10 protein-coding genes are annotated in these 12,394 nt (G+C 75.7%); 6 read left to right on the top strand and 4 right to left on the bottom strand.

Annotated elements, in window-relative coordinates; all coding sequences use genetic code 11:
- Together K6I33_RS22390 and K6I33_RS22385 are read right to left on the bottom strand one after the other, a co-directional pair.
- The coding region (locus K6I33_RS22390; protein WP_229355913.1) for a helix-turn-helix transcriptional regulator at nt 1-448 on the bottom strand (448 nt) is incomplete at its 3' end.
- A gap of 2 nt (nt 449-450) precedes the next feature.
- Nucleotides 451-1,284 carry an SRPBCC domain-containing protein gene (locus K6I33_RS22385; protein WP_229355911.1) on the bottom strand — a complete coding sequence of 278 codons (834 nt, stop codon included), beginning with the start codon at nt 1,282-1,284 and terminating at the stop codon, nt 451-453.
- Nucleotides 1,285-1,442: 158 nt separating this feature from the next.
- Here K6I33_RS22385 and K6I33_RS22380 point away from each other — a divergent pair, with 158 nt between their 5' ends.
- The 6 genes from K6I33_RS22380 to K6I33_RS22355 all read left to right on the top strand — a co-directional run bounded on the left by K6I33_RS22380 (nt 1,443) and on the right by K6I33_RS22355 (nt 9,347).
- Complete coding sequence (locus K6I33_RS22380; protein WP_229355909.1) at nt 1,443-2,708, top strand: AarF/ABC1/UbiB kinase family protein; 1,266 nt, start codon at nt 1,443-1,445, stop codon at nt 2,706-2,708.
- Nucleotides 2,709-2,735: 27 nt separating this feature from the next.
- Nucleotides 2,736-4,049, top strand: a complete 1,314-nt coding sequence (locus K6I33_RS22375) for a KR domain-containing protein (RefSeq protein ID WP_229355901.1) — start codon at nt 2,736-2,738, stop codon at nt 4,047-4,049.
- 92 nt (nt 4,050-4,141) lie between these two features.
- Nucleotides 4,142-5,467: a HEAT repeat domain-containing protein gene (locus tag K6I33_RS22370; RefSeq protein WP_229355893.1), complete on the top strand. Its 1,326-nt coding sequence runs from the start codon at nt 4,142-4,144 to the stop codon at nt 5,465-5,467.
- A gap of 46 nt (nt 5,468-5,513) precedes the next feature.
- Nucleotides 5,514-6,185: a DUF6073 family protein gene (locus K6I33_RS22365; RefSeq protein WP_229355891.1), complete on the top strand. Its 672-nt coding sequence runs from the start codon at nt 5,514-5,516 to the stop codon at nt 6,183-6,185.
- A gap of 37 nt (nt 6,186-6,222) precedes the next feature.
- Nucleotides 6,223-8,319: an SRPBCC domain-containing protein gene (locus tag K6I33_RS22360; RefSeq protein WP_229355878.1), complete on the top strand. Its 2,097-nt coding sequence runs from the start codon at nt 6,223-6,225 to the stop codon at nt 8,317-8,319.
- Entirely contained in the window at nt 8,316-9,347 is a 1,032-nt protein-coding gene (locus K6I33_RS22355) for a methyltransferase (RefSeq protein WP_229355866.1), read from the top strand. The genes K6I33_RS22360 and K6I33_RS22355 overlap by 4 nt, the downstream gene beginning before the upstream one ends.
- A 97-nt stretch (nt 9,348-9,444) precedes the next feature.
- On the opposite strand, the gene K6I33_RS22350 is transcribed toward K6I33_RS22355, so the two are convergent.
- The gene (locus K6I33_RS22350) at nt 9,445-9,885 is read right to left on the bottom strand and encodes a thioesterase family protein (protein WP_229355864.1); all 441 of its coding nucleotides are present in this window, start codon (nt 9,883-9,885) and stop codon (nt 9,445-9,447) included.
- Nucleotides 9,882-12,394 (bottom strand): SDR family NAD(P)-dependent oxidoreductase (locus K6I33_RS22345; protein ID WP_229355862.1); only part of this gene is annotated, 2,513 nt, incomplete at its 5' end. The genes K6I33_RS22350 and K6I33_RS22345, both read right to left, overlap by 4 nt.

Genomic DNA, 12,394 nt, shown 5'->3' with positions numbered 1-12,394 from the left:
CCCTGCCCCCGCCATCGTCCAGGACCGCGCCGGCGGCCACGACCTCGCCGATCCCCCGGTCGCCGTGCCGGTCGACGAGCGCCTTGAAGCGGCTCGGGGACATCCCGACGAGGCGGGTGAACTGGGTGGTGAACGTGCCGAGGCTGGCGTAGCCGACGGCCGTGCACACGTCCGTCACCCTGGGGCTGCCCCGGATCATCATCCGTTGCGCCTCCGCCATCCGCAGCGCGGCCAGGAAGCGGGCCGGGGTGACGGCCGTGACGCTGCGGAAGACGCGGTGGAAGTGGAACGGGCTGAACAGGCCCGCCTCGGCGTGGTCGGTCAGGCACTGGGTCTCGCCCAGGTGGTCGCGCATCCGGCGGATCGCCCGCTCGACGGAGGCGAGTTGCTCCGCCGAGGGCGACGGGCGGACGGCCGGGGCGGACGCCGGGGGCGCGGCGGCGCGCACGGTCAGCCGCCCGGCCCGGCGGCGGCGCGGGCCCGGTCGCGGGCGGCCGCCAGGGAGGCGACCCAGGTGGCCGTGAAGCGGCGGCGCAGCTCCTGGGCCCGGCCGTCCGGGAGGCCGAGGGCCGTCCAGCCGCGGTGGGCGAAGGACAGCCGGAGCCCCGCTCCGGCGGGGGCGAGGGCCACCCGGGCGGCCGGGGCCCGGGCGGTCCCGGGGACGGCGACGGTGAACGTCAGCTCCTCGTCCTCGCTCAGCTCCCACTCCCGCAGCGCGAATCTGCGCGGTCCCTCGTCGTCGACGACGAAGAACCATGCCGGACGGAAGCCGTCCTCGGCGACGGGCAGCCAGTCCAGCAGCGTGGGGTAGGCCAGGGGCCGGTACGGGCCGGCCGGGAGGCCGACGGTGCCGTCGATGTCGTCGCGCAGGGCGTAGCGGGCGCCGTGGCCGGTGCGCAGGTGGCGGGCGAGGCGGGCGAGGAAGTCCGTCCAGCCCTCGTGGAGTTGGCCCGCCTCGGCGGGGGTGCGGGTGTCGTCGTGGTCGGCGACCGTGAGCAGGGCGGCGCCGGGTCCGGCGGCCTCCAGGGTCCAGACGACGCGCTGCCGCTCGCCCACGCCCAGGAAGCGCCAGACGAACTCGACCGTGCGCCCGGGGACGAGGGCGGTGGGCCGCAGGGTGAAGAAGTCGCCGTCGTCGAAGTCGAGGCGGTTGTCCTCGCCGATGGTCAGCGGGCCGGCGAGGTCGCCGAACCACTGCGCCACCCGGGCCGGTTCGGTCAGCGCCGGCCACACCCGCGCCGGTGGCGCGGGGAGGCGGACGGTGACCCGTACCGCATCCGACACCTCTTCCTCCTCTCGCCGATACCGTGCTACCGCCGGAGGGATCGCTCCCATATTATGTAGCCTCTGTTCGGTGTCAACGCTCCAACTCGGCGCGTCCCCAGGCAAGTTCAGCCGATCACTCGGACGCCAGGAGGACGCCGGGAGGAGGCCAGAAGGCCATGGAGGTCAGTCACGCCGCGCTCGCCGGCCGGCTCGCGACCGTCGCCGCCGTCACCACCCGGCACGCCGCCGCGGGCACCCTCGACGCCGTGCGCGCGGGGCCGGGCGCGCTGCCGGAGGTGATCGGTGGCAGGGCGGCGCGGCTGCTGTCGGGGCTCGGGCCCACGTTCGTCAAGGGCGGGCAGTTGCTCAGCACCCGGCACGACCTGCTGCCGCCGAGGATCTGCCGGTCGCTGGGCCGGCTGTACGACCGGGTGCCGCCGATGACCCGCGCGCAGACGGCGGAGGCCCTCGGCCGGGCGTACGGCTCCCGCCGGGCCTGGCCGTTCGCCTCCTTCGACTGGACGCCCGCCGCCAGCGGCAGCATCGCCTGTGTGTACCGCGCCGAGCTCGCCGACGGGCGCGGGGTGGCCGTGAAGGTCCGCCGGCCCGGCATCCAGCACCGGATGCACACGGACCTCGCGCTGCTGCGCGCCGGGGCCCGGCTGATGGAGCGGCTGCCGCCGCTGCGCAAGGTGCCCGCGCGGCGGATCGTGGAGGAGGTCGGGGGCGCGGTCCTCGGCCAGCTGGACCTGGAGCGGGAGGCGCGGTCGCTGGCGGCGCTGCGCGCCAACCTCTCCCGGCTGCCGTACTTCCGGCTGCCCGCGCCCATCCCGGAGGCGTCCGGGCCGGGGGCGCTGGTGATGGACCTCATCGAGCCGCTCGACCGCTTCCAGGCGGGCCGGCTCGACCGCGAGCAGCGCCGGCGGATCGTCCGCAACGTCCTCCAGGGCGTGTACCGGATGCTGTTCATCGACGGTCTCGTCCACTGCGACATGCACCCGGGGAACCTGTACCTCAACCCCGACGGCGTGGTCGTCCTGCTGGACGCGGGATTCGTCGTGCGGCTGGAGCCCCCGGTGCGCCGGCTGTTCGCGGAGTTCTTCATGAACATGTCCCTGGGGCGGGGCCCGGAGTGCGCCGACGTGGTGCTGCGCAGCGCCGAGCGCGTCCCGCCGGGGTGCGATCTGCCCGGCTTCCGGTCCGGGGTCGAGGAGCTGGTGGCGGAGACGACCGGGCGGACGGCCGGGCAGTTCCGGCTGGCGCCCTTCGCCACCCGCCTGTTCGACCTCCAGCGGCGCTCCGGGATCGCGGCGGCCCCGGCGTTCGTCTTCCCGCTGATGTCGCTGCTGGTGCTCGAGGGAATGATCAACGAGTTCGACGTGGACGTCGACTTCCAGGGCGAGGCCATCCCGACCCTGCTCACCGCGCTCAACACGTACTGAACCCACCGACCTTCATCCGGAGGCGCCATGGACAGCGCTGACGCGGCGGGCGCGCGGGCCGTACGGGGCGCGCGGGCCGTACGGGCGTTCCGGCCGGTTCCCGTGCGGGTGGGCGACGGCGGGCCCCCGCCGTCCGCCGCCTTCCGCTGGGACGTGGCCGGCGACCCCCGGGACCCGCTCGCCGTGGCCCTGCGGCACGCCTCCCGCCGGGACGCCGAGCCCGCCGTGGCCGTCGTCCTCGGCACCGCCCACCGGTCCGGCGACAGCGCCCTGCTGCTGGAGGGGATCGCCCGCGCCGGGGCGTCCGGCGGGCGGCGGCTGGTGCTGCTGCACCGGGGCGCCGGGGGCGGGAGCCTGCTGCGCTCGGCGGCGCTGGAGTCGCCGGGGCTGCGGGTCGCCGCCCTCGAACTGCCCGTACGGGACGCCGGTCCCGGCCTCCCCGCCCGGATCGCCCGCCTCGCGCACGGCGCCACCCCGGGCATCGAACTGCGGGTGGCGGGGGACGGCACGGTCACCCGTACCGGCTGGCGCGCCGCCGTGCTGCCCGAGCCGCCGGTGCCGCCGGACGGCCCGGCCCGGCCGGGCGGCGCCGCGCTGGTCACCGGCGGGCTGGGCGGCCTCGGACTGCGGGCGGCCGCCGTGCTGTCGGCGGTCCGCGGCTACCGTCCCGTCCTCCTCGACACCGCCTCCCCCGGGGAGCTGCCGCGCCGCCCGGCCGCGCTGCTGCGCCGGCTGTGCGACGCCCCGCCCGGCGCCGACGTGCTCACCGCCGACGTCACCGACCACCGGGCGGTCGCCCGGGCGCTGGGCCGCGTCCCCCTGCCTATACGGGCCGTGGTGCACTGCGCGGGTGTCGTCGCGGGCGGCCCGGTCGCCCTGGCCCGGTCCCGGGACCTGGACGCGCTCGCCGCCCCCAAGGCCGACGGGCTCGGCACCGTCCTCGACACCCTCGACCCCGGCGCGCTGCGGCACCTGGTCGTCTTCGGCTCGGTCACCGCGCGGGTGGCGCACCGGCAGCTGGGGGGCTACGGGCTGGCCAACGAGCTGCTGCGGCGGGAGGCGCTGCGCCGGGCGGCGGCCCTGCCACGCTGCGCGACGGTGGTGGCCGAGTGGTCGCTGTGGAGCGGGGCGGGCCGGGCGCAGGAGATGGGCGCCGTGGCGCAGGCCCGCCGGATGGGCATGGCGCCCGTGCCGCTCGCGCCCGGGATGGCCGCGCTGCTGCGGCTGCTGCGGTGGCCGGCGGGGGCGCGGACGGCCGGCACGGTCGTCCTCACGGGGCCGGGCGAGGACCGCGCCTTCCCTCCGGAGGGTCTCGACGAGCGGTACAACAGCCCAACTTGAGAGAAGGCAAGCGGCCCGGGGTCGCATAACTTACCGATAGCGAGTTCTCCCTCTGCCGGTCCCGACCGGCCCTGTCGGAAGGAAGCTCACACATGGCTATCGACTTGTGCAACAAGTCCCCGGCCGCGCCGGCCGAGGGCGACCCCGGCTCCTGGGCCAAGGCGGGCCCCGAGGACCCGGTCCTTCTGGAGGACCTCGGCACCGAGCAGCGCGACGCGCTCAACTTCGCCTACCGCACGACGCTCAGCAACGTCGACCCGCGCTTCGTCGCCGGCGACCCGGCCGCCTGGGCGAGCGACTTCGGCTACGCGCTGGACCGCGTGGCGATCCGGCTGGACAACCGCAGCAACGACGAGCTGCGCGAGCAGGCCCTGAACCACCCCGACCCGGCCATGCGCGAGCAGGCCCTGTTCGAGTACGCGGACCGCGACCACGCGGACGCCATCGACCTGCTGGCCCAGGCCGTCCGCGACGACGGCGACCGCCAGGTGCGCTGGGACGCGCTGTGGGCCGTGGAGAAGCTGGGCGGCGCGCGGGCCGTGGCGACGCTCCAGAGCTTCCTGAAGGACCCGGACCCTGAGATCGCCGAGTGGTCGAGGCTGTTCATCAGCGAACTCCAGACCGGTGACCCGGCCTTCGACGGCCGCGAGGGCCGCTCCACGCCGGGCCGCACCTTCGACGAGACGATCTTCCTGCTGATCCACTGCGATCTGTACGTCCGGCTGGACGACTCCAACCAGCACTGGGGCAAGGTCTCCCTGGCACCCCAGGGCCTCGCGAGGATCTACGGCCAGGCCCACGCCTGCCCCAACGTCGCCACCCGCGAGAAGCAGCTCGTCATCGCCAAGACCATCGCCGGCCTCCACACCGACGGGTCCCCGCACGTCGACAACTACCTCTTCCGCGGCTTCACCGACCGCAGCCGCCGCGACCGCGGCAACTTCTTCTTCGAGTCGCTGGTGCCCCGGCCGTTCTTCAAGTCCGGCCGCGCCGACGACCCGTCCCAGGGCGTGCGCCAGGCCGACATCGGCTTCGCCCGCTACGGCACCTGGCACCTGGAGCCCCGCTTCCGGGTCCACGACGAGTACGCGATCCGCTACGTCCGCGGCCGCTTCCAGGGCTGGGGGCACGTCAACCTCGCCCGGATCGCGGGCAGGCCGCTGGAGGAGGTCCTCACCCCGGGCAACGGCGTGCTCTCCACGCTCCACGACCCCGAGGTCGGCCCGATGACCAACGCCTTCATCCTCGGCACGTTCAAGGGCAAGCTCAACGACTGGGACGGCGACGGCGTCATCGACCTCAACTCCCGCGACGTGTACTCGACCGTCGACGGCGAGATCGACTCCGACCAGGACGGCGTCCCCGACGAGCCCGGCCTGACCTGCTGCGACTGGACCGTACGGCAGCCCCTGCCCTGACGCGCCACGGCGCGCTTCCGTCTTCCACCGCCCTGAAAGGGGAGAGATGTCCGCTCCGACGCAGCGGCCGTCCGTGGTCTATGGCCGCCCGGTCACCACGGACGGTGTGCGCAACCTGTACTCCGGCACCAGCGTGAAACCCTGGACCCCGCCGGTCCCCGGCATCGACAACCTCGGCATCACCTCGGTCGACACCTTCGCCGTCCCCGGCGTCGGCGAGTACACCGTGCCCTTCGACGGCTACGTGCGCGTGGTGCGCTCGCAGCCGACGTCCGAGGAGTGGTCGAAGGCCGAGGTGTACACCAACCTCATCGAGATGAAGATGGAGGGATCCTGCGAGGAGCTCGGCCCCATCACGGTCACCCTCAACCCGGACTGCCTGTCGACCGGCCAGATCCGCACCCCGTTCGACCCGTACGCGGGCGAGGGCCCGTCCGCCAAGGCGTGCCGCATGGCCGTGGGCGCCATCTTCGACATGCCCAAACTGGGCCTGCGGCTGGCCAACAAGGAGCCGATCATCCTCACGATCGACGACGTCCGGCAGATCCCGCCCGCCGGCTCGCCCGGCAAGGGGCAGATCTACCGGATGCTGCCGCTGCACGACATCGAGCGGATGGACGACTCGCCGGTCGCGTACGTCACCAGCCTGCGCTTCACCATGGGCGGCTATCTGCCCTGGGAGCGCTTCGGGCCCGAGTACAAGGAGTTCGGCAAGTAGTCGCGGTACACCCGTTCCCCGTACGAGGAAGGTGCCCATGACGCCCCACGACCCCCGCCCGCGCGGCCTCGCCCGCGAGTCCGCCGCCTTCCCGCCCCTGGGCGGCAGCGCCCGGCCCGTCGCCCAGGACCGGTGGGAGCGGCTGGTCAGCACCGTCAGCCTGCCCGAGCCGCCGGAGGCGGTGTGGGCCGCGCTCACCGACCCGGACCGGGTGGCGCGCTGGCTGGCGGTCTGCCGGGGGCCGTGGGCGGTCGCCGGGCGGGAGTCGACGCTGGACTTCGAGGACGGCGAGTTCTTCTGGTGCCGCACCCTGAGCTCCGTCCCGCCACGGGCGCGGCGGGCGGGCTCGCTGCGCCTGCTGTGGCGGTGGGTGGGCGTGGGCCCGGCCACCGCCGTCACCTGGACCGTCGCACCCGGGGACACCGGCGGCTCCACGGTCACCGTCGTCGAGGAGGCCGACAACCCGCCCTCCGACTGGCGGTCCTGGAACGGCATGGGCTGGCCCGGCATCCTCGACCAGCTCGCGGCCCATCTGCGGACCGGCACCACCTGGCGCTGGCCGTGGCGCCGGGTCGGCCCGTACCTCCAGATCCCCCTGCCCGTGCCCGCCTACCGGGCCTGGCAGGAGCTCACCTCCCCGGCGGGCGTCCAGCACTGGCTGCAGCGCTCCACCGGCGCCCTCGAACCCGGCGGCGAACTCGGCCTGATCATGGGGGACGCCAGCGGCACCGTCCGAATGCGGGTGACCCGGATGGTGGACGCCGCCCAGGAGTTCCCCTCCTACCTGCCCCACCTGGAGTTCGAGCTGCGCCGGCCCGCGTGGACGGCGGCGCTCGGCGGCCGGCTGTGGATCGAGCCGGCGGGCCTGACGTCCTCGCTGCTCCAGGTGTGCCACTTCGGCTGGGAGAACCTCGACATCGCCGACCCGGTGACCGAGCGCAAGCTCCTCACCGGCTACTGGACGGCGGCGGCGGACCGCGCCCGCGCGCTGTTCCTCCCGCAGGGCCCGCCGGCGGGCCCGCACGGCTGGTCGATGGGCGCCGGTCAGCCGGAGAACGTACCGGCGGGCCTGGACCCGCTGGCCGTCCAGGACTTCCTGGGCCGGGTCGTCGACGACCTCGGCGCGGCCATGTCCGCGGTGCTGGTCGCACTCGGCGTACGGCTCGGGCTGTTCACCGCGCTGGGCACGGGCGGGCCGGCCACGGCGGCCGAACTCGCCGGACGCACCGGCCTGTCGGAGCGCCATCTGCTGGAGTGGCTGCGCGGCCTGGCCGCCGCCGGCTACGTCGACCACGACCGAGCCGACGACCGCTTCGCCCTGCCCCAGGCGCACGCCGCCGTCCTCGCCTTCGAGGACTCACCCGTCCATCTCGCCCCCGGCTTCGAGCTGCTGCCCCCGCTGGCCGCCGCCGTGGAGGACGTCGCCGAGGACTTCCGCACGGGCAAGGGCGTCGACCGCGGCGCCTACTCCGAGCGGCTGTTCGCCGCCATGGAGCGGATGAGCGCGACCTGGCTGGACACCGAGCTCACCGAGCGGTGGATCCCCGCCGTCCCCGGGCTGGCGCCCGCGCTGGAGAAGGGCGGGACGGTGGTGGACATCGGCTGCGGCGGCGGCCTGGCGCTGGTCCGCCTGGCCCGGCGCTTCGAGAACTGCGGATTCACCGGATACGACCTCCACGAACCGAACGCGCGGAGGGCCCGCGAGGCCGCCCGCGCGGCGGGCGTGGACGGCCGGGTGACGATCGGGACGACGGACGCGACGACGGCACTGGCGGACACCGGACCGCTCACGCTGGTCACCATGTTCGACGTCCTCCACGACGCGGCCGCGCCGGAGGAGTTGCTCCGGACGGTACGGGGGGCGCTCGATCCGGAGCACGGCGTCCTGCTCGTCCTGGAGTCGCTGTCGGCGGACGACCCCGCCGACAACACCGGCCCCCAGGCCACCGTCCTCTACGCCACCAGCACCCTCTACTGCCTGCCCACCGCGCTCGCCGACGGCGCCCCCGGGCTGGGCACCCTGGGCCTGCCACCGGCGGAGCTCCACCGGCTCGCGGAGGCGGCGGGCTTCGGGCGCGTCGAACGGATCCCGACGGCGAGCCCGTTCAACGCCCTGTACGCGCTGCGGCCGTGACCGTGGACGAGGCCTTCGCGCGGCTCCTGTCCCTGAAGGACACGATGACCCCATGGGCCCTGCGGGCCGTGGCCACCCTCGGCGTCCCCGACCTGCTCGCCGACGGCGAGCTCGGGGTCGCCGAACTGGCCCGGCGCGCCGGCGTCGTACCCGACGCCCTGCACCGGGTCCTGCGGCTGCTCACGGCACGCGGCGTCTTCACCGAGCCCACCCCGGGCGTCTTCGGCCCCACGTCCCTCTCCCGCCTGCTGGAATCCGGCGGCCGCCCCATGAGCATGGGCCCCTGGCTCGACCTCGAAGGCGCCATCGGGCGCGGCGACCGCGCCTGCGTCCACATCCTGGAGGCGCTGCGCACCGGCCGTCCCGTCTACGAGCGCGTGTACGGGCGACCCGTCTGGGAGGACCTGGCGGCGGACCCGGCCCTGACCGCGTCCTTCGACGCGGCGATGGCGGCCCGCGCCGCCGCACTCGCCCCGGCCGTCGCGACCGGCTACGGCTGGCCGGCGGCCCGCCACGTCCTCGACGCGGGCGGCGGCACGGGCACCGTCCTCGCGGAAGTCCTCCGCTCCCACCCCCACTTGCGGGGCACCCTCCTGGACCGCGCCCCAGCCGTGGCGACGGCCCGCACCACCTGGGGCGACACCCCCGAGGGCCGCCGCTGCGCCTTCACACCGGGCAGCTTCTTCGACGCCCTCCCGGCGGGCGCGGACGTGATCCTCCTGGCGAACGTGGTCCACGACTGGCCGGACGAACACGCGGCGGTACTTCTGCGCAGGTGCGCGGAGGCCCTGCCGCCCGGCGGCCGCGTCCTGATCGCCGAGCACCTGCGCGAGGGCGACGGTGGCGCCGGCGCCGGCCTGCTGGAGCTGGACCTCCTCATGCTCCTGGTCTACGGCGGGCGCGAGCGCGACGCCGACGAGTTCCGGGAGCTGGGGGAACGGGCGGGGTTACGGCTGGAGGGTGCGGCGGAGGCGGGGGGTGGGCTGAGCTTGCTGGAGTTTCTCCACGGGTCGGCGCGGTCGGCCTAGGCCGGTGTCTTCCCCACCAGGATCACCTCGACCTCTTCCGTGGTGTACGTCCTTCCGCTACCCGTGTCGCCGGGTTTCGGGCTTCTCCCGACCCGGTTCACCCGCGCTGGAACGGCTTCAGCGCGGTCAGCAGTTCCTCCGGTACCGGCTCGGGCTCCATGCCGCCGCCGTCGCCGGTGCGGCGCATGCAGGCGACGGTCTGGTGGCCGCGGGCCACCAGTTCCGGCGGGCTGCCGGCGCGCATGTAGTCGAAGGCCATCTCGATGCGATTGCCGGCGAGGTGGCGCAGCGACATGTGGATGTCGATCTCGTCCAGGGCCCGGCACTCGCGCAGGTACTCCATGTCGCAGGTGACCGTCACGAGCGTGAGGCCGTGGGCGAAGGCCGCGACCGTGCCCGGCGCGTGCTCGGCCAGGAAGCGTTCACGGCAGTGGCCCTGCCAGCGGACGTAGTGGGCGAAGTAGACGTTGCCGGCGAGGTTGGTCTCCTCGAACGGCACGTGGTGGCGGTGGACGTAGGTACGGCGGCCGGGCGTCACGCCCGGCTCCCGGTGGTCCGGGCCCGTACTGACCGCGGTACGCGGACGGGTGGCGCGCTGCCGACCGCCACCGCGACCGGGGCGGGCAGGCCGGCGACGCGGACGACGACGGTGGCGACGGCCAGGTCGCCGGCGCGCAGCAGCGCCCAGCCGCCGGCGGCGGTGCGCTCCACGCGCAGTGGGACGTCCGGCCGGGCGCCGAGCGCGAGCAGCGTCTGACGGCATGTCAGCAGGCGGGCGTAGCCGTGGCCCGGCTCCCCGCCCGTCGCCCGGTCCGTCTCCGCGGCCACGGCGGCCGCGCGGGGGCCCAGCAGGTCCCGCCAGCGCCCGGGGAGCGCGTCGGGGACGGGTGCCCAGTCCACGGCGACGGGCCGGCCGGCGACGGCAGCCAGTACCCGGTCGCCCAGGTGGGCGGCGCGGCGGAAGCCGTCCGTGCCGGGAAGCAGGCCGTCGGCCGTGGTCCCGGCCGCGAGGTCCACGCGGGCCTCGGGCAGCAGCCGGTCCAGGCTGCGGGTGAGGTACGGGCCGAGAAGTTCGGCGGGCCAGGGCGCACCGGCGGGCCTGGGCAGCGGCCCGACGTCCTTGAGCCGCAGGCCGTGCCATGTCTCCAGGACCGTGCCGGCCTCTGACTCCACGCGGACGTCGTAACGGTAGCCGTCGGCGTCGTGCGCCGTCTCGTGCGCGTGGACGACCACGGTGCCTTCCCCGGGTGCCGGGCCGTGGAACCGCACGGCGTCCACGCCCACCGGCAGCACGCGCCGGTGCGGCACACAGCCCTGGAGCACGTGCACGTACGCGTCGCGCAGCGCCACGTCCCCCAGCAGCAGCCGCGGGCTGTGGAAGCCGCTGAACCACTCCCCCGCGCCGCCCGCCGCCACCTCGGCCACGCAGCCGCGGCCGCTGAGCCGCCGGTAGCGGACCAGGCGGCGGAAGCGCGGGCCGTGGAAGAACAGCCCGCCGTAGTGCGGCGAGCGCGCGGCATCCGCGGGGGTGGGGACCGCCGGCGGGCCGGCCGTCGACTCGCCCGTGCGGTACACCGCGCGGAAGTGGTCGGCCGAGAAGCCCGTCTCGTCGCTGCGCACCACCGCCACCACCGTGCCGTCGTCGTGGCGCAGCGCGGCGACGCGAACGGTGCGGGAGCCGTCCGGCGGCACGGTGACCGGCCGGTCGAAGGCCGCCTCGGTGACGGTGAGCACGCCGTCGTGCCCGGTGACGGCGGCCGCCGCCTGGGCCATGGCCTCCAGGCCGACGACGGCGGGCAGCAGGGGCACGCCGTCGAGGGCGTGGTCGGCCAGGTACGGGTCGCTACCCAGGCCCACGCGGGCGTCGGCCACCACCTCCACGCCCGGCTGGTGCACGAGCGGCCGCTCCAGGAACCGCAGCAGCGGCAGCGACTCGTCGGCGTACCGCAGGGTCCCGGCGCGGGGCAGCCGTCCGGCGACCAGCACGGCGGTCGGCAGGTCCGGGGCGCCGAGCAGGGACAGCAGGATCCGCGTGCCGTCGGCCACGGGGATCGGGGCGACGCCCTGGCGGCGCAGTGTCTCGACGGCCCCGAGCCGCTGGGCCATGCCCGCGCCCTCCCACTGCGACCACTCGACGGTCAGGCAGCGGCAGTCCGGCAGGGCCTCGCCGAGTTCCTCGACGCGGCACCGCATCAGGTCGTTGGCCAGGGCGTAGTCGGCCTCGCCCGGCAGCCCGATCCGGGCGATCACCGAGCCGAAGGCCATGAGGAGGCGCAGCCGTCCGGTGTCCACGGCGGCGAGGACCGCGTCCAGCCCGGCCCGCTTGGGCGCGCAGGCGGCGCGCAGCCGCTCGGGGGTGACGGACTCCAGCCGCCCGGGCTCGTTGCGCCCGGCGCAGTGGAGGACGGCCGTGACGGGCCCGAGGCCCGCCTCGGCCTCGGCGACGCGGCGGCGCACGGCGGCGGGGTCGGTGACGTCGGCGGTGAGGTAGAGCGCGGTCACCTTCTCGTCGGCGAACCGCCGTAGCCATGTGTCGACTTCGGCGTCGCCGCCGGGCGCGCTGCGCCCCAGCAGGGCGAGGCGCGCCCCGGTGGCGCGGGCGAGGGCCAGCGCGGACTCGGCGCCGATGCCCTTGGCCCCGCCGGTCACCAGGCAGACGTCGTCCGGCCCGAGGGGGATCGCGGTGGCGTCGGGCGGCGGCAGGGGCCGGTGTTCCGTGACGGGCACGTGGGGGCGCCCGGTGTCGTCGAGGACGATCTCGGCGTAGCCGCTGACGCCCCGCGCCGCGGCCTCGGCGGCGGCCCGCCGTATGCCGTCGGGGTGGGGCGGGGCGTCCACGACGAGGCAGGGTTTGCCGGGGCGTTCGGCGACGACCGAGCGGGCGATGACGTCGCCGACGGCGCGGTGGTGCAGGAGGAGGACCGGTTCCTCGCCGGTCGCGGCGGTGGCGTGGAGGGCGGCCACGCACTCCTCGGGCGTGGGGTCGGGGGGCAGGGCGACGAGGGTGACGGGGACGGCGCCGGCGTCGGCGTCGGCGTTTTCGGTGG

It is taken from the genome of Streptomyces sp. UNOB3_S3 (assembly GCF_020740895.1).
GTDB lineage: Bacteria > Actinomycetota > Actinomycetes > Streptomycetales > Streptomycetaceae > Streptomyces.
Note: the sequence above shows the minus strand (reverse complement) of the source record. Positions and strands in the feature narration are given on the sequence as shown.